We start from the raw sequence: 18,466 nt of genomic DNA, 5'->3' as shown, positions 1-18,466 counted from the left end.
GGGGCGACCGAGGGTCGCAACGACAAGGCCAACCGGGAAGCGACCAGGGCGCGCAAGGGTGGCGGTCGCCCTCTGGGGCGACCGAGGGTCGCAACCGCACCCCCGACATCGACCGGCTCGCCCCCACCATGTGGCGGTCGCCCTCTGGGGCGACCGAGGGTCGCAACGACCACGTCCCACGGTGCGGACAGATCGACCCGCGGGAGTGGCGGTCGCCCTCTGGGCGACCGAGGGTCGCAACTCTTTCTAAGGCGTGAGTATGTATTCCCTGCACCGTGGCGGTCGCACTCTGGGGCGACCGAGGGTCGCAACAATCAGGAGTACCGCTACGCCACCACCGCAGCATGCGGCGGTCGCCCTCTGGGGCGACCGAGGGTCGCAACGACGCCAGCGAGCTGGCTGGCCTGATAGCTACCCTGTGGCGGTCGCCTCTGGGGCGACCGAGGGTCGCAACGGCCAGAGCGTGTTATGCCTGATGCGACCGGTAGTGGTGGCGGTCGCCCTCCGGGGCGACCGAGGGTCGCAACTACGGGGTCGGACACGTCGCCGTGGCGCTCGGCCGCGTGGCGGTCGCCCTCCGGGGCGACCGAGGGTCGCAACGGCGCGCTGCGCACGTGGCTCATGACCAAGCACGGCGGTATCGGTCGCCCTCCGGGGCGACCGAGGGTCGCAACGAGGTTGCTTGGGAGGATGGCAACGGCCCGTTTGGTGTGGCGGTCACGCTCCGGGGCGACCGAAGGCCGCGATAACTGGAGAGGCTGGCAAGGCTCTCCTCCGTCGGGCCTTGCCAGCCTCTCCAGTTGCGCATCGAGGTCCCCACCCGTCCTCGCTGACCCTTACCCTGAGGGCAAGGTTCAGATTCCTACCGATTGAACTGGATCAGGTTTCAAGTGCGGCCTCGATTCGGCGGTTGATCTGGCTGTCGCGCCCGTCGAGGCACTTGGCGTATCGCTTGAGGAGGACCTCCACGCTGTTGCCCGCGCGCTCGGCTACCATCGTCGCGTCGACGCCTGCGTTGAGCCACGTGGACAGGGCAGCGTGGCGCAGGTCGTAGGGCTTTCCAGCGAGGGGTGAGGCGACCTGTCGCGGAGTCAAGGCGAAGCGGCGGCCCTCTTCCCAGGCCCTCGAATAGGTGGACGCGCCGAGGACGCCACCGCGCTCGTTGCGGAACAGCCGTCCGTCCGGGGCCGTGCCGAACTCTTCGAGGTGCGTCCGCAGGATGCGAACCAGTTCCGGGGGGATCGGCACGGGCCGGACGTCTCGTTCCGCTCGTTGCTTGAGTCCGCGCTGGTCGTGCACGGTCCCGCTGTCGGTCCACTGCTTGCCGCTGCTCGGACGGGTGACTTCGAGAGTGAGCAGTCCCCATCCTTCCTCCGGCAGAAAGCAGTCGGTTTTCCTTAGCCCGATCGCCTCGGCCGGGCGGAGGCCGGCGAAGTAGAGCGTGGCGAAGAACGCCACGAGGCGGCGGCCTCGCCCGCGGTGCCAGCTGCCGACGTAGGAGAGGCTTACGAGGAGTTCGCGGGCCTGGGCGGGGTTGACCACGCAGCGCCGGTCCACGGTGTTGTCCCTGGCCACCTTCTTCTGCTTGACGCGCTTGAGCGGGTTCTCGGCCAGCTCGCCGAGGTCGATCGCGTATTCAAGGGCGGTGTTGAGGCCACGGCGTCGGCGGGCCGTCGTGTCGGCCGCCGCCCGCTTGCCGTCGCGCGTGAGCGTGAGTTCCTCACAGACGTTGCGCGCCACGATCGGGTCCGCGAGGTCGCTCACGTTGAGGGTGCCCTTTTGAAGCAGACGAACGGCGTAGTCGAGATGAGGCGGGGCCGCCTCGTCGTCCTGGCGCGGTATGAGGGCCCACTGCATCGCGGCTCTGATCTCTTTCTTGGAGAGCTCGGAAGCCTCGTCGGTCAGAAGCGCGAAAGTGGCGACTGCGAGGCTGTCCACGATGCTTTCCCGGGTCTTGGCGGCGGCGCCCTTCCAGCGCATGCGTAGGTACTTCCGGCAGAAGTCGTACCAGCTCAGGCTGGCCTTTTCTGCTGTCGTCGTCATGGAAGCGGGCAGGCCGATGATCGTGTCGAAGGGTTCTCCCTTCTTGGCGGCCTTGAGCAGGTCGGCGCGGAAGTGATCGGCAAGCGCCTTGGTCAGGAACGACTTCGATTTGGGCTCAGTGCCGACTTTCCAGCGCAGTTCGTACGGCTTGGCGCGGCCCTTGCGCTGGCGGATGGTCCAGATGACCACATCCATGGTCTGCATCTGTCGGCCTCCTAGGCTGCGGTCTGCTCGAAGGTGGTGAGCCAGGCGTCCAGGTCGCAGCGGCGGACCTTGCGCTTACCGTTGGGGAGTTTCAGAGACCTCGGGCCGCGGCCAGTGTGCAGCCAGCGGTAGAAGGTGGACTTCGGGACGTCGATCTCGTCGAGGACCTCGGCGATGGTGAGCAGGGTCTTGGGACGCGTCGTCATGGTGATGGCTGCCTTTCGCGGCGTCGTGATCGGTGCGGTGGACGGCCTCGGCGGTTGTGCTTGGCGGCTGGTCGCCGAGAGCGCTCGTGGGTGGGTGCGGAGGGGGAGCCGTCCCAGCCGTCCCAGGGTCATTTCCGCAGGTCAACCCTGGGACGGCTGGTTTTGGCGGGACGGGTCATGCCGTCCCGGCGATGGGAGCCGTCCCGCTCTGACCTGCGGTGACGAGGCTGGGACGGCTGGGACGGCTCTCCCTCTCGATCGGCACGACATCGGCCTCTGGGACGGGGCCGAGGGTTGGGCAGTAGCGGGCCCAGGCGTCGGCGAAGTCGGCGCGCTGGTAGCCCTTGGCCTGCATGCCGTTGGGGAAGCGGATGTTGCCCGAGCGGATGTCGTACTCGCGCAGCATCGTGCCGAGCTTCATCGCCGTCAGTCCGCCAGGGCCGTGGTCAGCCCATTCGCTCTCAGGGTCGTTCTTGAGCCGCTCCAACAACACGGCGGTAGGGAGTGCTGTCTCCGGGCCGAACGCGGTCCGGCAATTGGTCAGCAGCCGTACACGGGCCGAGGTCTGGTCGTTGTCGTCGGCCTCGGCGGTGAGGGTCAACGTGGCGGTGCGGGCGCGATTAGGCCAGTTCTCGCCCGCGTGGTCGGCAACGATGACGAGGGGCTCCCAAGTGTCGGCGGCGCGGTCTTCTACCGGCATGCTGGGTTCTGCCGCTTCCAAGACGGACAGGTCAGCGCGGAGCCACAGATTCAGATCGGTGGCCAGGTCGCGGAGAGCTGGCCGGTCACGTCGGTGCCGGTAGGGAGCCGCGTTCTCGCCGGGGGCGCGGCGGCGCATGCGGATGACGACGGCGCGGTCTTCGATGGTGTCGGGCATCGCGCCGATGCCGGCGAGTGCGGCCATGGCGAACGTCGGGATGCTTTCCACGCGGTTGGTGGCGGCGTCGTAGCGCTTGGCTGGGCGGTTGCGCTGGTGGCCGGCGTTGAGGAGCCCGCGGAGGTCTTCGTTGCCGTCGGCTTTGGGGCCGAAGATGGTGTCGGCCTCGTCCACGAGCATGGTCGGCGGATCGTCGGTGATGGACCGGTAGACGGCCGCAGAGCTGGAGTTGACGGTGATGAACGGGTCGTGGCAGGTGGCCTCCACCACGTCCAGGAGCCGGGACTTGCCGCATCGCTTCTCAGGGCCTCGGATGACCAGGCGGGGCGCGTGGGCCCAGGCCGGTTGGGCGTGGGTGGCGGCGATCCAGAGCGTGACGGCGTCGACGGCCTCGGGGCGCGGCAGGATGACGTAGCGGGTGAGTGCGGCGCGTAGCTGGTCGAGCAGGGCGGCGCCGTTGGGTGTGCGGTGGTTCATGGATGGTGCTCCTTGCTGAGTGTTCATGCGGCCCTGCAACGGCGGGGCTGGGCTTTCATGCCTGCGGACAGGCCCGATGCGATGACGGCGGCGATCTCGCGAGGCGGGTTCGGGTCGCCTTCGGCGTTGGCGGCCTCGGCGGCGGACTGGAGAGCGGTGATGACCACCTCGGCGGGCAGCACGCCCCGCGCGACGAGCTGGCCGAGGTTGAAGGCGGCGGTGTTGAGAGTGCGGTTGCGGGTGCCGCGCTGGGCGGTGGCCACGCGTTCCACTTCGCCGCGTAGAGCAGCTTCGCCGTACCTGCTCAACCGGTGGCTGGGCAGGCTGGCCAGCAGATCGGCGGCGCTCGGCGGTGGCGGCGGTGTGGTGGATGCGAGGGCCTCGGCGAGCCAGGCCGGGAGCGGCGCGGGCGGCACGTCGCGGGTGACCGCATAACGGCCGGTGCCGTCTGGCTGGCTGACGTAGCTCCCAGGACCGACGACATAGCCCCCGCAGGCGCGGGTGTCGATCAGCCAGCCAAGACCGCCCTTGTGGCCTGCGCTGTTGCGCAGTCGTACGCCCTCGGGCGCAGCGAAGTAGAGATGCGTGCCACCACGCCGGGTGCGGACGGTGAACGTAGCGTCCGGGTACGGCTGGCCGCGCTCGGCGCACAGCAGGCGGAAGACCTGCTCACCGTTTTGCGGGCCGTGTTCGGCGGGCTGGTCGCTGGGCTTGGGCTGGTCGAGGTCGACCACGACCAGCCGCGACGGGCCGCAGGCGACGCCGATGTTGTACTGCTGACGCGGCCAGAACGCGGCGATCCGATCGACGTCGGCGGTGGCGTGCCGCTCCCAGTCGGTGAAGCCGCGCAGCGGCTTCTTGCCACGCGGGGTGAGCGGGAACACGTACCAGCCGCGAGCGGCGGCCTCCAGGGCGTAACGGGTCAGGTCAGCCACCCCATTGGACGCCTCCTTGGCCGCAGGGAGCCGGAGACGATCGCCCTTGGCGAGGTCCTGCTTGAGAGCGTCCAATGGGGGGACGGCGAGACGGTTCCAGGAGCGTGGCGTAATGGGTGGGATGCGGTGAGTGTCGGTAGGTGTCATGCTGGCAGTGCCTTTCCTCGTGATCGGGGTGGGTGGCCTCGGCGGTTGTGCTTGGCGGCTGGTCGCCGAGGCCGTATCCCGGTGCTGTGCGGCTAGAACGGCGGCTTGTCGCCCGACGAGGCGGTGTTCGCCCATGGGTCAGGTACGCCGCCGGTCTGCGTCTTGCGTGCCGCTCTGACGGGCTTGGCGGTGGCGAAGCGCAGGGACGGGCCGATCTCGTCGACGGTCATCTCGAAGACCGTGCGGTGTTCGCCTTCGTTGGTCTCGTAGGTGCGCATCCGGAGCTGGCCGGAGGCGATGACGCGGGTTCCTCGGGTGAGCGACTCGCAGACGTGCTCGCCGAGGTCGCGCCAGGCCGAGCAGTGCATGAACAGGGCCTCACCGTCTTCCCACCGTTCGAGCTGCTTGTTGTAGACACGCGGGCTTGAGGCGATGGTGAAGGTGGCGACGGCTGTACCGGTCTGGGTGAAGCGCAGTTCGGGCTCGTTGGTCAGGTTGCCGATGATGGTGATGGTGGTCTCGCCGGACATGGCGGGTTTCCTTCCGTTCGAACCGGGATCAGCGGGAGCCGTCGCGGTGCAGGCGGCGGGCGTAGACGTAGAGCTGCCAGCCGAGCCGAGGCCGCATACCGGTCCCGTTGCAGGCGCGGCAGGTGCGGTTCCGGCCGCCGGGACGGCAGCGCAGGCAGGTCCCCCACGGGGAGGCGAGGCAGAACCCGATGTAACCGACAGTGACGATCGGTAGGCAGAGGACGAGAAGGGCGATGGCGGTAGCCATGAGGGCCTCCAACGGCCGATTCCGGGGTTTCCGCAGGTCGGGGTCTGGGCTCTAGATCCCTGGTAGGGGGTGGTTTTGGGCTCTAGGCGGGCCTCTAGACCTAGAGGGGTCAGCCTCTAGGTCTAGAGGCGATCGGAGGCCTACGAAGCGGCGCTGGAACCTCGTCCACGGTCACGATGTGTGACAGTCGTGGTGAGGTCGTCTCGGGCCACGCCGATGCGGTTCGTGCCTTTGCCGCCGCCCTCGGGAGTGCCCCATACCTGCATGGTCTTGATCCCGTAGGGCTTGAGCGCGCTGGTGAGCTGGGCCGTTTTCGCGCCGCCCTCCAGACCCGCCCACGCGCCGTAGACCTCGGGCCGCAGCTCGGCCAGGCGATCCACGATGACCTCGTTCCACACCTTCGCCTCTGACGGCGGGATCACGGCCAGGATGTCGGCCAGCAGGTCGAAGCTCGGCGTCCCCTGCTCCGGTGTCTTGCCGAGGGCATGCCCGCCCAGCACTCCCGCGCTGGCCCGCAGCGCATGCGCCCGATCGGCGATGCGCTGCGTGGCAGGCGTGTCCAGGTACGCGGTACGCACCACCTTCGGCATCGGCGTCGCACCGAGCAGGTAGCCGATTCCGGCGTCCACCTTGGGCTGGAACACCGTGGCGCGGATGCCGTTCTTGTACGCGGACGTACCGAGGATCATGTCGTTCTCGAGCTGGCCGGCCACCCGCAGGCAGAACCGGATGGTCACGTTCGCGCTGATCCCGGTGGGCAGGCTGTCCTTGTCCGGCCGTTGAGTGGCCAGCACCAGGACCACGCCGAGAGCACGTCCGAGCTTGATGATGAACTCGGCATCCTCGCCCGCCTTCGCGCCATAGTCGGGATGCGCGAACAGGTTCTGGCACTCATCGAAGACGGCCACCAGCGGATGCAGGCCCAGCGAACGCCGGTCGGCGATCTGCCGGGTGACCTTCTTGTCCGGGCACAGGTCCGCAGGCAGGGCCTTGAGCGCGGCGGCGCGACGCATGACCTCCTTGCGCAGCAGCGCCAACGAGTCGGCGGCGTAGGCGATGGACTCGTCCTCGATGCCGGAGACGTACCGGTGGCAGTTCTGCTCGTGTGGGTCGAGATCGCCGGTGCCCTTGAGCTCGTGGATCCACAGCTCGGCGGACGGGTCGAGGGCCGCACCGGAGGCCAGCACCCGCACCGAGGCGGTCTTGCCCTGGCCGGGTTGCGAGCCGATCAGGATGTTCTGCTCGATGATCGGCACGACGATGGCGCGGCCTCGCGGGTCACAACCGAACGGGATGCCCTTGAAGACGTCGTGCAAGCTGGCCTTGACCAACGGAGACTTCACGACGGTCCTGGACAGGTCCTTGTCTCCCACCCAAAGAATCAGCCGCCCCTCGTGAACGGAGCTGTCGCCCTCGGGCCAGATGCAGCCCAGCGGGCGGCGCAGCGCGCCTGACAGATGTTTGCGCTTGTCCAGCACATCCGCCACGGTCACGCCATATGGCAGGTCGATGTCCGCACGCCAGCCAGGGCCGTCCCGAGTGATCGGAGCGACGAACCGGATGGCGTCCTTGGGATTCTTGGCGATGGCCTGGTTGATGCCGGCGATGCCGAGAACGGCCAGGGAGCGGACGACGATGTCGCTGGTCAGCTTCTCCACCCTGGACGGCACCACCGCGCGATTGATCAGCGGGCGATCGGCTGGCTTGCCGAGGATGCCGAGCGCGGCGATGGCGACCGCGAGCGCCGCCCACTGCACCGTGGTCGTCTGCTCGGCCGTCATGATGCTTGCGAGCAGCAGCGTGACCAGGGCGGCACTGGAGACCAGCACACGCAGCCGCACGCGGGAGTCTCGCTGCCTGCTGAGCTTGAGGTACACCTCCGGGTCGGCCTTCTGTACGGCGGCCAGCCGTACCGGCTCGCCTTCCAGGTCGAAGGTCCATTTGACGACACCGCCGACCATGCGGAGGAGGCCACGAGGAGCGCGGGCGGTCAGTCGTCCGCCGTACAGCGGCAGACGGGCGACCTGATATCCGGCCACGTGCAGGTAGTGGAGACTGATCCACCTGAGGGTCTCGACGGCCTCGGCGCGGGAGCGCAGCCACAACGGGACGATCGGCTGCCGACTGCGCGCCTTCGCCTCCAGCACGGTCCGCCAGTCATCACCGGTCGGACCGGGTCGGTCGACGCGGACCACCTCGCCTTCAACGACCGGTCCGTCCGCGTCGGTCGGGCGGTCGTCCGAATCGGGCCGGTCGGGAGTGGGTTGCTGCGGCTGACGTCCGGCGCGGGCGGCGTCCAGGTGGACGATGTCCGCGTCCTTGCCCTCGGGAGGGGGCGCGGCGGGCCTGTCCTCGTCCTCGTGGTTGGGGTTGTCCTGGTGATGGGTCATGATGTGTGCACCTCGTCTGACTTGCTGGTCGCGGGGTCGTGGGGCGCGGTCGTTGTCTTGGCGGATGAGGCCGCGTCCCATGTGGTGGTCGGGGACGATGCGCGGTCGGACCGCTGCTCGTCCGGTCGGTCTTCGGGTGTGGTGGCGGCGGTCGGGATGTGCGGTCCGTCCGCCTCGGTGATGCCGAGTTCGGCGCGCCAGGTAGTGGCGAGCAGCTCGATTCGGTCCTCCGGATACCTGCGTTGGGTCAGTACTTCGGCCAGCAGCATGGCTGTGATGGCCTGGAGGCGGTCGAAGGTCCGTCCGGGGTAGCCGGTGACGCTCCAGCGGTGGTCTCGGAGTTCGGCCACGTTCGGGCAGGCGTCCGAGGTCATGCGCGTGTCGGAGATGTTCAGTGTCATCAGGCGGCCTCGCCTTCCTGCGTGGGGTATTCGGTCTTCAGATGCGTCAGGAGTGCTCCCGCGCGATCGGTCGAGATGCTCTGCCCGTGGCTGCGGATGGCGTCTCGGAGGCGGTCACGGGTCAGCGGCTCGCCCTGTGCTTTGAGGTCAGCGGCCACGCGCCGTCCCAGCGGTACGAGGTCGCCCACGTTCGGTGGCGGCGTCTTCCTCGCGTGGGAGTCCGGACGCTTGGGCGGCAAGGCCGGCCGATCGTCGCGAACAGCCCGCACCTTCACCGGGATGTCTTTCGGCGTGAGTTCGCCGAGGTAGTACAGCGCTCGCTCGCGGCGGGTGGCTTTCCAGCGCCAGAGCACGCCGTACCGGTCTTGCAGCTCTGTCTTGGCCAGGACGCGTTCGCGCTCGCGTCCGAGGGCCTCCGGGTAGCTGCGGATCTCCCAGAGCACCATGCGGCGCCACAGCGCGACGGTCGCCAGAGGGGCCAGCAACCAGCGTGAGCGGCGAATGCCGTCCATGTGATCGGGCCAGGCCAGGTCGGCGCGCTTTCTGACGACGTGCGCGCCCACCTCGATGGCGATCACCCACAGCAGCGGGAGTAGCGCGTGAGCGACGACGGCGAACCAGTCCGCGCCGAGGTAGGCGGACACGTTCAGGTAGACGGTCGCGCCGGTCAACGTCCACGGAATGAACCGCAGCCAGCTAAGCCGCATGCCGAGGCGGGCCAGCACGATGTCCAGGGCGGAGAACGCGGCGATGCCCAGGTCGATGCCGAGCGGCACGGTCCAGGCGAACCACCCGAAGGACGGGACGGCTGCGCTGGCAACCCGGTCGAAGCTGTTGACAAACCCGAGGACTCCGAGTGCTCCGGTGACGGAAGCGGTGACGGCGACGGCCGTCCGTTCCCCTCTGGTCAGGGCGTTCATGCGGCCGCCTCCCGATCTTCCACTTCGGTCGCGAGTTCAGCGGGCGTGCGGCCCGCCCAGATACCCGAGGTAGGGCGGGCTTCCAGCGCGTAGAGCCCGCAGAGGAACAGGGCCGGGCAGGAAGCGCAGACCTCCCGGGCGACGGCCTCCCGGGCGGCGCGTTCCGCGGTGGTCTCGATCGTGAGCCGCGGGCCGACGTGCAACTCGGGGTCGTACGTGCATTCAGGGAGCAGCGTTTCGCCGTCCATCTGCCAGGCCGCTTCGACGTCGGCGAGCGACATGCGCGCCGGGTGGAGCGGCCGGTTCGTGTTACGTGCCATTGGTGGATCTCTCTTCCTACGGTCAGTTGCTCATGGTCTGGACGAACCGCGCGAACGACTCGGACGCGCTCATGACCAGGTGCGCGGCCGCCTTGACCACGGTTGCCGCCCCCTCTGGGTCCTTCATGGCGTAGAGGACGGCGCAGATCGTGAGGACGGTCGGGAGCACCTTGCGTGGACGGACGAGCATGTCGAGCCCTCTCGGTTCGAGAACCTGGCCAGCAGGTTCTATGAGACATAGAACATGTATAGTTACGGAGAGTCAAGTCTCAGGTACCGAACGTCCTGGGTTCCTGTGGGCTTTGACTCGCTCGCTCCTGCTGACTCAAGCCTTCCTCGTGTCACGCCGCAGCAACACTGTGCTCACCCCCGGGACTGAAAGCACAGGGGGTGCATATCGAGGGTGATTACTGCCTTGACCAGGTGAAACACGGGGCGCAGAATCTGCGAAACGAGGCCCCGAGAGCCTCATTCACGCCATGATTGCCGAGGCCGTGCTTTTCATGGAGGTGAGAATGTCCCGTATGCCCAATGTGGCGCTCGCGCAAGCTATGCGACGTGCCGATTGTTCAAATTCAGGACTTGCCTCACGAGTGCGGCAGATTGCCAGCGAAGAAGGCGTAAGCCTGAGTTGCACGCATGTGGACGTTAAGCGATGGCTCGATGGCGTGAGACCACGCACCGCCACCGCGCGATTCATCGCAGAGGCCCTGAGCCGGAAAGCCGGCGTAACGTTCACGCTCGACGACATCGGCCTGGCCAGCGTCGTCACCCCGGAGACCCTTGAGGCCACCCTTGCCCATGGCGGCGGGATATCCGATGTCGGCAGCCGACTCCTGGGCCTGACGCGCCGAGACCTCGCCGACGATCCGGTTGCGCTTCAGTCCGTGGTCGTCCCTGACGCGTGGGGAGAATCCCTGATCTCCTGGCTGCTGTCCCGCCCCGAACCGCTTAAAACCGGGGAGAGCGCCAGGCCATCCGTCGGGCAGTGGGACGTACACGCCATCCGCGCGACCACCGAGCTATTCGCCAATATGGGCTTCCAATTCGGTGGCGGCCATGCGCGCTCCGCCCTGATCCAGTACTACAACCGCGAAGTCGTCCCGATGCTCGATGGCAAGTTCACCGAGCCGGTAGGACGCGCACTGTACGCGGCGGCGGCGGAAATCACCGAGCTGGTCGCCTGGACGGCTTATGACCTTGGGCGACACGGCCTCGCACAGCGGTATTTCCTTCAAGGATTGCGCCTCGCGCAGGAGTCGGGCGACCGCATGATCGGTGGGTTGCTGCTCGCCGACATGAGCCATCAAGCCAACTACCTCGGTCGTTACAACGAGGCGATCCGGCTTGCCCGCGCCGCCCAGGAGGGCTGCAAGGACGTCGCAACCGGCACGCCCATGGCATTGTTCTATGCGATGGAGGCGCGAGCCCACGCCGGCAACGGGGATGAGGCGCAGTGCGCACGTGCATTGCTTGAAGCAGAGAAATTCTTCAGCAAGCGCAATGTTGATGACGATCCCCCGTGGTCTGGCTACTTCGACGCGGCCGAACTGGCCAGCGAGGGCGCACACTGCTACCGCGACCTCAGGATTCCGTCACAGGCAATGCAATTCGTGGGCCAAGCAGTCGATCTCTGCGACCCCATGTACGTCCGGACGCTCGCCTTTGATCGCCTGGTGCAGGCGGCCAGCTACGTGCACATGGGCGAACCAGGTAAGGCTGCAGTGGTCGCGCTGGAAGCGGTCAATCTCGCCGGATCGCTAAAGTCTGAGCGCTATCTGCGGTACATCCGAGATCTCAAAACCGATCTCGTAGGATACGAATGCGAAGCTTCGGTGCAAGCGTTCAACGAGCTTATTGCTGTGAAGTACCCTGGCTCTTAGAAGGGTCGCCACCGCCGGGGCGCCTCAGGGTTCTGGAGGCAGAAGAGGCGGTTGCGGAACTCTCGCGCGATGGCCTCGTTTTCGTTGACATTCTGCATCAGCCAGGTCGTCATCTTCAGCTCGTTGATGTCTCTGAGCACGGGATAGCCGTCCCATGCCAGGACATCGAACCCGTACCGCTCGGCGAACTGATCGTATTCAGCGCGGGTGCCCCAGCCCAGGCTGTGTTCCAGGGCGGTGACGGCGAGATCTGTTTCGGGCGGGCCGAACGCGAAACGCTCGAAGTCGATGAGAACTATGGTGCCGTCAGTGGCCTTGATGAGGTTGTCGGAATGAGCGTCGCCGTGAACGGCGCATGAGGTAAGAGGGAAGGTCAGAGCCGCGTAGGCGACCCGAAGCTCTTGATATTTCGCCAGCAGGAAGTGGTGTTCCTCGTCCGACAGGACGTCAGTTGCGGAGATGCGCTCTGAGACGCGCCCGAGGATGTCGATCCTTGGAAGCGCCAGGTCTGCGGGAACCGGCGTCTGGTGGAGGGTGCGAAGGACCGCGGCTAGGTCGTTGAGGTCTGCGGGAGTTCCACCGTTGTCGATGTACTGCCACAGCGTTACGGGCTTGTCCCTCACGATGAGAGGTTGCTCGTGAGCCGTCGTTCGCGCCGCCGGAATACCCGCTTCATGCAGCCAGGCCGACACAGCCACCTCTTTGCGAGCGTCGGCGAGGACGTCCAGGCTCCGGGCGATTCTCACCACGACTCGTTCAGCGGCCAAAACGAACAGAGCGTTCTCGCCGAGGCGTATCAGCCGAGCATCCTCGCTCGCGAGGCCGGCAACCTGGCAGGCCTCTTGAAGGGTCGCATGTGCTTCGAGGGTGGTGAAGGGAATGACCGGCGGTTGGGATACGGTCACGAGGGCCCCTTGACGACGCGGCCTCTTCCTGCCCTCTTTTCGACTATCCCCTCTGCTTCCAAAAGTGCGAGAGCTCGTCTGACGGTGATTCGACCGACGTTCCGTTCCTGGGCGAGCACGTTCTCTCCGGGAAGTACCGTCCCTATGGTCAGCTGCCCGGTGGCTATCTCCTGTCGGAGCGCATCGGCGACGTCGTCGGCGCGCGTGTGCGCGTGTTCAGGTCCCCCGACGAACCACCCTTTGCCGTGAACGGCGGCGATCAGTTGCTCGGTGGCCAGCAGTTGAAACGCCTGACGAACGGTTCCCTTTGACACGCTGAACTCGTCCGCCGCTGCCGCTTCACCAGGTAGCTGCTGGCCGGGAACGAGTTCGCCGCTTTCGATGCGCTTGCGCAGGGCCTCGGCGATCGTCTCGTACTGCGTCGAGGCTGCACGGCGGGCACCTGGTGGTCCTTCGCCGACTACGCGACGCCCACGGCCGGCCTCGCTGGCCACCAACCCGGCGCGCTCCAGCTCGGCGACAGCCTGACGAACCGTTCCCCTCGCCACGCCGTACGTGCGAGCAAGGACGGCCTCAGAGGGCAACAGGCCGCCGGCGGGGGGATCCCCTTGGCGAATCCGGCTGCGGATGTCCTCAGCTATCCGTACGTAGGTGGGGCCATCCTTCGCCTTGATCATCGCGCTCCCTCGCCGAGGCACACTGTCTCCAGGGTAGGACGGACAGACCCAGACCTGCGAAGCATCGCAGCCCACGCCTCTCGTCATCTTTCCCGTAGAGCAGCCGGGAGACGCCGTACGACTCCAGCTTTCTCGGCCTGCACCACACCGGCTTATGAGACGGACATGCCGATCGCTTGGCAGCCGAACGAGCCCGATAACGCCGCCGGTCCACCGCTCGCTCTCTGGTGGCGACTCCCACGGGCCCTCAGATGCTCCCGCGCGTGCTCGGCGATGAGGACAACCCAGACCGCGCGCGCCTGCCTATAAAGCCCTCTACTGGTCTCCTCATATCCGTTGGGCTGCTTGGCCCGGAGGATGAGGAACTGCCCTCCCTGGCAGGCCCACTCGTACGCTCCGCAGCATGAGGTCTCGGTGATCCGAAGGCGATCTCGTGGTGGACGCTGATACGGCTCCCACCGGGGGACAGGGACGTCAGGAGCCACGGCACGGCCCCTCAAGGGCGTAGTCCTGCAAGTAGCGGTGGACGTTGCGGCGGCTGCGCTGCCACGTGCACGCGAAGGCGAGTTCCAACGGCGTTTCAGCCACCAGCTCCTGCCGGATGCCGAAAGCGATCTCCTCGGGGGTCAGCTTGGGCAGCGGTCTTGCGCGCCAGCCGCCTTGAGCGTCGCGCCAGACGTAGAACCGCCTGAACGCGCCGTGCAGGTCATCAAGCAGGGCACCGTGCGCGGAAGTCATACGTGGTTGATCTTCCGGCATCTATGCCCGGCTCCCGTCCTGCCTTGCCCCGTGATCACTGACCAAGGTCATGACGCGCCTCCCCGCGGCTGCGCAGGATTACCCACGCCCGATGCCCGCTGTGGTCTCCGGACGCGCCAAAGGATGTGGTGGCATTGGACAGTTCAGCTGTCTCGAAGCCCCCGACGTAGTCACAACCGCCCGGATCGTGAACCTCGATGCGCAGGCTGTCGCGGGTGACTTCGATCCGCGCGTGGATGAGTTCGCCTCGCTTGGTGCGCCGAATGGCAGCGGATACCAAGGCACGGGCAACCCGCTCAGCGTCGCTTGCGAGATCCGGGCGTTCGGTCTGCGCGACGCCACGCGCCCAGACTCCGACGCTGTCGATGCTGTCCGGGATGGGGGATAGGGACTGCCGATACATCAAACGCCAAACCTTCTCGGGTAGGTTGCACTGCATCCCGATAAGCTTGAAGCTGCCCGGTAAGGCTGTCAAGCTACCCGCGTGAATCGAGAAGACGAGCGCCCTCTGTACCTGCGAGTCGCTGATCAACTGCGCGAACGCATCAGGTCGGGGGAGTTGCGGGAAGGGGATCGCCTGCCCTCCGTGCCAGGGCTCGCGACCGATCTCGGCATCTCGCGCTCCACCGCCTCCGAGGCGCTGAAGGTGCTCATCTCCGAGGGTCTCGCCGTCGCACGATCCGGGGCGGGCACGTTCGTTCGGCTGCCTCGGGAGCCGCAACGCCTCATCCGCGCTTGGTACCGAGCGACGCCGTACGGCTCGCCGTTCATGCAGGACATGGACCGGCAGGGCCGCGAGGCCGGCTGGACCTACGAGTCGCGGACGGTCCAGGCTCCACCGGAGATCCGCGACCGCCTGGGCCTCGATGAGCCCACGGGCGATGTGGAAGATGTGGTTCGGACTGACTACGTCTTCTCGGCCGATGGAGAGCCGGTCATGCTCTCGACCAGTTGGGAACCGCTTGTAGTCACGCGCGGGACGCCCATCGTGCTGCCGGAGGACGGCATGCTGGCTGGCCGGGGAGTGGCCGAGCGCATGTTGAGCATCGGCATGCCCATTGACGACTGGGCGGAAGAAGTCGGGGCACGGCTCGGGACGGCTGAGGAGTGCGAGCGGCTACGGCACGCGCCCGGCTCGATCATGGTGACGATCCAGCGTACGTACTACTCGGGGGAGACGCAGGTAGAGACGGCTGACATTGTGGTACCGGCCGACCGGTTCACGTTGGTCTACAGCGGCAAGATGGGACGCGTCTCCAGCCCCGACAAGCCATCCGCCGAGGAGGGCGCCTAACCTCGACCCGTGACCCGGGGGGTCCTCCGGGCCTGGGCGAAGGGCTTCAACATCCCTCGCCGGCAGCGGCGCACGGCTTGAAATTCGATGTCGTCGGGCGTTTCGGTTGGGCTCAGGAGAGCCGGTATTTCTGCCTGATCGAGGCGGCCTCTTCCTCGGTCACCTCGCTCGGCGTGTGGCCCAGTGCCTGGCGCAAATCGTCCATGATCGCTTGGCCGGAGGTGCGGGCTCGGACGCTGTGCTGGGCGAGCTGGGCGTCGAACTGCTTGGCGGTCGGTCCAGTCCAGACCTTGCCGGTATGGAACATCCGGCAGGGACGGTCGACGTCGGCGTCGATCTGCTCGATCATCGGGCCAACCGTGCGAACAGCCTGCTGGAGCGCCTCGTATAGCGGGTTGCGGACCATCGCGGCCATCGGCTCAGCCCTTCGTCTTCTTCGGGGAGGGCGTCGCGTCGGGGATCAGCTTCGGCGCGACCAGCTTCATCAGGGCCACTACGTCGGCGGTGTTGTCCCGCCCTTTGACGCCCCGCACCAACTCCACGATCAGAAGGTCATGCCCGCGTACTAGGGTCGCGGCGGCCTGGGTATTATCAGCGCTGCCATTCTGACCGTAGTAGCCGACCGCGCCGGGGACGATTTCTGGTAGACGCCGAGCCCCCTGGCTGATCTGGAATTCAGCCTCTTTTTCCGAGCCTCCGGGAGACAAGGTGACGTCCAGAACCTTCGGTTTGTTTCCGGTCGGTTGGTAGACGAAGCATCCGCCGGAACCCCAGCCTTCGCTCGCGGACATGTTGAAACGCCCACTGACGATGGGATCGTGCACACCGGTCATCAGTCGCACCGCGTCAAGCGGGATGTATTCACAGATATAGGGTGGAGCTGCAGCCGAGGGAAGCGGCGTCTTGTTCACCGGGGGGTCTTCTTGCTGGCATGCGGTGAGCAGGACCAATGCGACCAGTATTGCGGCTGGGAAAGCTAGACGTGACGTCATGACGGCTTGTACTCCGAGAACCCTCTTTCGAAACCCGTGTCCAAATCGCCGGCGACCTTCTCCCATGGATCCCCGGCCAGGCCGTCGTAGAGCCATCGTTGGTAGGCCTGGAGCCGTGGGTGGATGTCACCCTGATACGGAGCCATCTCATGCAGCGTCATCAGTGAGTTCCCGTCGTCTCTCAAGAAGTTGTTGGGTGACTTCCGAGGGTCTTCTCCCTTGCCCAGCCCCTCCAAAGAACCCCACGGATGCTGGGCGGCGGCAGGCTCGGCCTTGCCGAACAGCTCGTGCTTGAGCATAGCGTCGACGGTCATTTGATCGAGTAGGAACTTCGCCTTCTCCTTCGCCGTGTTGGCGTCGTACGTCGCTTTGTTCGCGTTCTTTTCGGTCTTGGCGGAGTCTTCGATCAAACTGTTCCCCGCGCCCACGACTCCGGCTATTATCGTCCAAGGGGTTGCCTGTGGAATCGCGAGACCAGTGTTGACCACCGCCATGAATATCTTCATGTTCCGCTCCTGCGTCTCGTCCAATTCCTTGCCCTTTTGGATGGTGGCGAGCCCGCTGGCGTCCGTGATCAGCCCGAAGCCTGCTCCGACTTCTTGCGCGTTGGTTTTTAGAGCTTTGACGCCCGTGCCATCTGCAGCCTGTGCAGCGCCGTAGTCCAGCAGCTTTCTTGACCATGCGGTCTCGGCCGCCAGGACCGTGGCCAATGCCTTTGGGTCCTGCTTGAACGCGTCTTCCATGACCTTGCGCAGATCCTCTCTATTGAACTGCGCGCCCCAGATCTTATCCTCTTTCGGCTGATAGGGGCGGTCGGGCCCATAGATTTTTGAATCACTGGCATCGGCCATCTTGGTGGCGCGGTTGACGTCGTTGATGTAGGCGGCGAGGATGCGGGCGGTGGTGCCGGTGGTCGCGAAGGAAGGGCCTTCGGTGCCCGCGAGGATTCGCTGGGCGTCCCAGTGGATGAAGTCCGAGGCGATCTCGGCCGAGGTGAAGCCCGGTGACGGTTCCTGGGGTGTGCCGTCGCGGTCTCGATAGGTCATCGTCGCGGCCTCCAGTGCCTTGCCGAAGGCCGCCCCGTCGTCGTACATGGGGCGTTCGGTCACATAGCGCTTCATCACGCTGGGATCGCCGGCGAAGAAGTCCTGGGCTGCTTTCGGGTGGTTGGCCAGTGCTTTCATCACGTCGATCATCGGATCCTGTGGGATGCCTCCGGAGCGGTTGTCCTGCGATGTCTGGCGGTCCAGAGCCTCCAGTGTTTTGGCCGCGGCCACCAGGAAGTCCCGGTTGAAGGTGCCGTGGGGGAGCAGTGCTGCGAGCGCGTGCTGATCCACCGGCACCCTCAGGTTCGTGAGCAGCTCTTTCCGCCATGATGGGCTCAGCCGTGAGCTGGCCGCGCCGAGCGCCTTGCCCAGCGCGACCTGTGCACGCTGCTTCTTGGCGTCCTTCTGGTAGACGAGCGCTGCCATGAGATGACGAAACCGCTCGGTCCCGAGCGCGTACATCAGCGACGTGGCGAATTCCGCGTCACCCGCTCGCTTCTCCAATTGGGCGACGGTCTTCTCGTCCACCTCGCTGGACTGGTTGAGCTCGCTCAATTTGGCTGCGGCCGCGTACACGTCGGCATCGCCGGAGGCGCCGCTGTACAGGGCCTCGTCGAAGGGCCTCATGCCATCGGGTGCCGCGGGACCCCACTCCGTGCTCACCGCCTGGACCGTGTCGTTGCGGCGGCGTAACTCCGGACGTGTGGCACTGATCCAGTTCCCGAACTCCCTGATCGCGTTCAGTCGCGAGGTGTCCAGGTCGAGGTTCTGCAGCGTGCGGCGGATCTGCGGTTCGTTCCTGCCGAGCGTGGCCTCCGCCTGGCCGAGGTCGCGTTCGAAGTCACCCATCAGCTTCGGGTCGATTCCCGAGTATCCCCAATCGGTCGGCTGGGCGACCGCTGGCGGAGTCAGGGAGGGAGGCGCCGAAGTCGTGTCGGCACCAGCCGGAGGATCTCCCGGAGGACGTAACGGCGGTTGTTCGGGTGACGGCTGTGGAATCGGCGAAGGCGTCGTCATGGCGGGTCTCCGGCATGTTCGACAACAGCCGGACCCTCCCACAACCCAAAACCCCTAGCGAGGGGCGCATAGCGTAACAGCATGCTCATCCCCGGCATCTGAAGCGCCCAGACGCCAGGAAGTACGCAGCACTCGCTCTCTGGGTTCACTTCTGTCGACATAGAGACGGCCGCCCGCGTAGGTCGGCCGGCTGGGC

General features: G+C 66.5%; 20 protein-coding genes. 2 read left to right on the top strand and 18 right to left on the bottom strand.

The features are described from left to right. Positions 1-879 precede the first annotated feature (879 nt). From ABT294_RS41150 to ABT294_RS41100, 11 genes are all read right to left on the bottom strand, one after another. Positions 880-2,247 (bottom strand): tyrosine-type recombinase/integrase, encoded by a 1,368-nt coding sequence (locus ABT294_RS41150; RefSeq protein ID WP_350811885.1) that lies wholly within the window; start codon positions 2,245-2,247, stop codon positions 880-882. 11 nt (positions 2,248-2,258) lie between these two features. Continuing rightward, entirely contained in the window at positions 2,259-2,453 is a 195-nt protein-coding gene (locus tag ABT294_RS41145) for a helix-turn-helix transcriptional regulator (protein WP_189138696.1), read from the bottom strand. Positions 2,454-2,628: 175 nt separating this feature from the next. Next, complete coding sequence (locus ABT294_RS41140) at positions 2,629-3,807, bottom strand: DUF3631 domain-containing protein (protein WP_350811884.1); 1,179 nt, start codon at positions 3,805-3,807, stop codon at positions 2,629-2,631. A gap of 23 nt (positions 3,808-3,830) precedes the next feature. Beyond that, a complete protein-coding gene (locus tag ABT294_RS41135) occupies positions 3,831-4,742 on the bottom strand; it encodes a bifunctional DNA primase/polymerase (protein ID WP_350811883.1) in 912 nt (303 codons plus the stop codon). Between the two features lie 239 nt (positions 4,743-4,981). Next, positions 4,982-5,419 (bottom strand): single-stranded DNA-binding protein, encoded by a 438-nt coding sequence (locus ABT294_RS41130; RefSeq protein WP_350811882.1) that lies wholly within the window; start codon positions 5,417-5,419, stop codon positions 4,982-4,984. Between the two features lie 28 nt (positions 5,420-5,447). Then, the gene (locus ABT294_RS41125) at positions 5,448-5,666 is read right to left on the bottom strand and encodes a hypothetical protein (protein ID WP_350811881.1); all 219 of its coding nucleotides are present in this window, start codon (positions 5,664-5,666) and stop codon (positions 5,448-5,450) included. Between the two features lie 140 nt (positions 5,667-5,806). Continuing rightward, on the bottom strand, positions 5,807-8,056 hold the full coding sequence (locus ABT294_RS41120) for a cell division protein FtsK (RefSeq protein WP_350811880.1): 2,250 nt from the start codon (positions 8,054-8,056) through the stop codon (positions 5,807-5,809). After that, positions 8,053-8,457 carry a hypothetical protein gene (locus ABT294_RS41115; RefSeq protein ID WP_350811879.1) on the bottom strand — a complete coding sequence of 135 codons (405 nt, stop codon included), beginning with the start codon at positions 8,455-8,457 and terminating at the stop codon, positions 8,053-8,055. Before ABT294_RS41115 ends, ABT294_RS41120 begins: the two co-directional genes overlap by 4 nt. Then, complete coding sequence (locus ABT294_RS41110; protein ID WP_350811878.1) at positions 8,457-9,377, bottom strand: DUF2637 domain-containing protein; 921 nt, start codon at positions 9,375-9,377, stop codon at positions 8,457-8,459. The genes ABT294_RS41115 and ABT294_RS41110 overlap by 1 nt, the downstream gene beginning before the upstream one ends. Continuing rightward, a complete protein-coding gene (locus ABT294_RS41105; RefSeq protein ID WP_350811877.1) occupies positions 9,374-9,658 on the bottom strand; it encodes a WhiB family transcriptional regulator in 285 nt (94 codons plus the stop codon). The genes ABT294_RS41110 and ABT294_RS41105 overlap by 4 nt, the downstream gene beginning before the upstream one ends. A gap of 61 nt (positions 9,659-9,719) precedes the next feature. Beyond that, positions 9,720-9,887, bottom strand: a complete 168-nt coding sequence (locus ABT294_RS41100; protein WP_350811876.1) for a hypothetical protein — start codon at positions 9,885-9,887, stop codon at positions 9,720-9,722. Between the two features lie 289 nt (positions 9,888-10,176). On the opposite strand from ABT294_RS41100, the gene ABT294_RS41095 reads away from it, so the two are divergent. Further along, entirely contained in the window at positions 10,177-11,580 is a 1,404-nt protein-coding gene (locus ABT294_RS41095) for an NsdA family TPR-like regulatory protein (protein ID WP_350811875.1), read from the top strand. Here the strand turns inward: ABT294_RS41095 and ABT294_RS41090 are convergent. From ABT294_RS41090 to ABT294_RS41075, 4 genes are all read right to left on the bottom strand, one after another. Then, the gene (locus tag ABT294_RS41090; RefSeq protein ID WP_350811874.1) at positions 11,577-12,485 is read right to left on the bottom strand and encodes a phosphotransferase; all 909 of its coding nucleotides are present in this window, start codon (positions 12,483-12,485) and stop codon (positions 11,577-11,579) included. The genes ABT294_RS41095 and ABT294_RS41090 overlap by 4 nt on opposite strands. After that, a complete protein-coding gene (locus ABT294_RS41085; RefSeq protein ID WP_350811873.1) occupies positions 12,482-13,162 on the bottom strand; it encodes a GntR family transcriptional regulator in 681 nt (226 codons plus the stop codon). The genes ABT294_RS41090 and ABT294_RS41085 overlap by 4 nt, the downstream gene beginning before the upstream one ends. A gap of 474 nt (positions 13,163-13,636) precedes the next feature. Next, on the bottom strand, positions 13,637-13,900 hold the full coding sequence (locus ABT294_RS41080) for a hypothetical protein (protein WP_350811872.1): 264 nt from the start codon (positions 13,898-13,900) through the stop codon (positions 13,637-13,639). 55 nt (positions 13,901-13,955) lie between these two features. After that, positions 13,956-14,453 (bottom strand): hypothetical protein, encoded by a 498-nt coding sequence (locus ABT294_RS41075; protein ID WP_350811942.1) that lies wholly within the window; start codon positions 14,451-14,453, stop codon positions 13,956-13,958. Between ABT294_RS41075 and ABT294_RS41070 the strand changes: the two genes are divergently transcribed. Further along, the gene (locus tag ABT294_RS41070; RefSeq protein ID WP_350811871.1) at positions 14,406-15,215 is read left to right on the top strand and encodes a GntR family transcriptional regulator; all 810 of its coding nucleotides are present in this window, start codon (positions 14,406-14,408) and stop codon (positions 15,213-15,215) included. The genes ABT294_RS41075 and ABT294_RS41070 overlap by 48 nt on opposite strands. Positions 15,216-15,327: 112 nt before the next feature. Here ABT294_RS41070 and ABT294_RS41065 read toward each other — a convergent pair whose 3' ends face one another. The 3 genes from ABT294_RS41065 to ABT294_RS41055 all read right to left on the bottom strand — a co-directional run bounded on the left by ABT294_RS41065 (position 15,328) and on the right by ABT294_RS41055 (position 18,102). Then, positions 15,328-15,630: a hypothetical protein gene (locus ABT294_RS41065; protein ID WP_350811870.1), complete on the bottom strand. Its 303-nt coding sequence runs from the start codon at positions 15,628-15,630 to the stop codon at positions 15,328-15,330. 4 nt (positions 15,631-15,634) lie between these two features. Further along, entirely contained in the window at positions 15,635-16,126 is a 492-nt protein-coding gene (locus ABT294_RS41060; RefSeq protein ID WP_350811869.1) for a hypothetical protein, read from the bottom strand. A 77-nt stretch (positions 16,127-16,203) separates the two neighbouring features. Continuing rightward, on the bottom strand, positions 16,204-18,102 hold the full coding sequence (locus ABT294_RS41055) for a DUF6571 family protein (RefSeq protein WP_350811868.1): 1,899 nt from the start codon (positions 18,100-18,102) through the stop codon (positions 16,204-16,206). Between the last annotated feature and the right edge of the window lie 364 nt (positions 18,103-18,466).

Source organism: Nonomuraea sp. NPDC000554 (assembly GCF_040300065.1).
Lineage (GTDB): Bacteria > Actinomycetota > Actinomycetes > Streptosporangiales > Streptosporangiaceae > Nonomuraea.
Note: the sequence above shows the minus strand (reverse complement) of the source record. Positions and strands in the feature narration are given on the sequence as shown.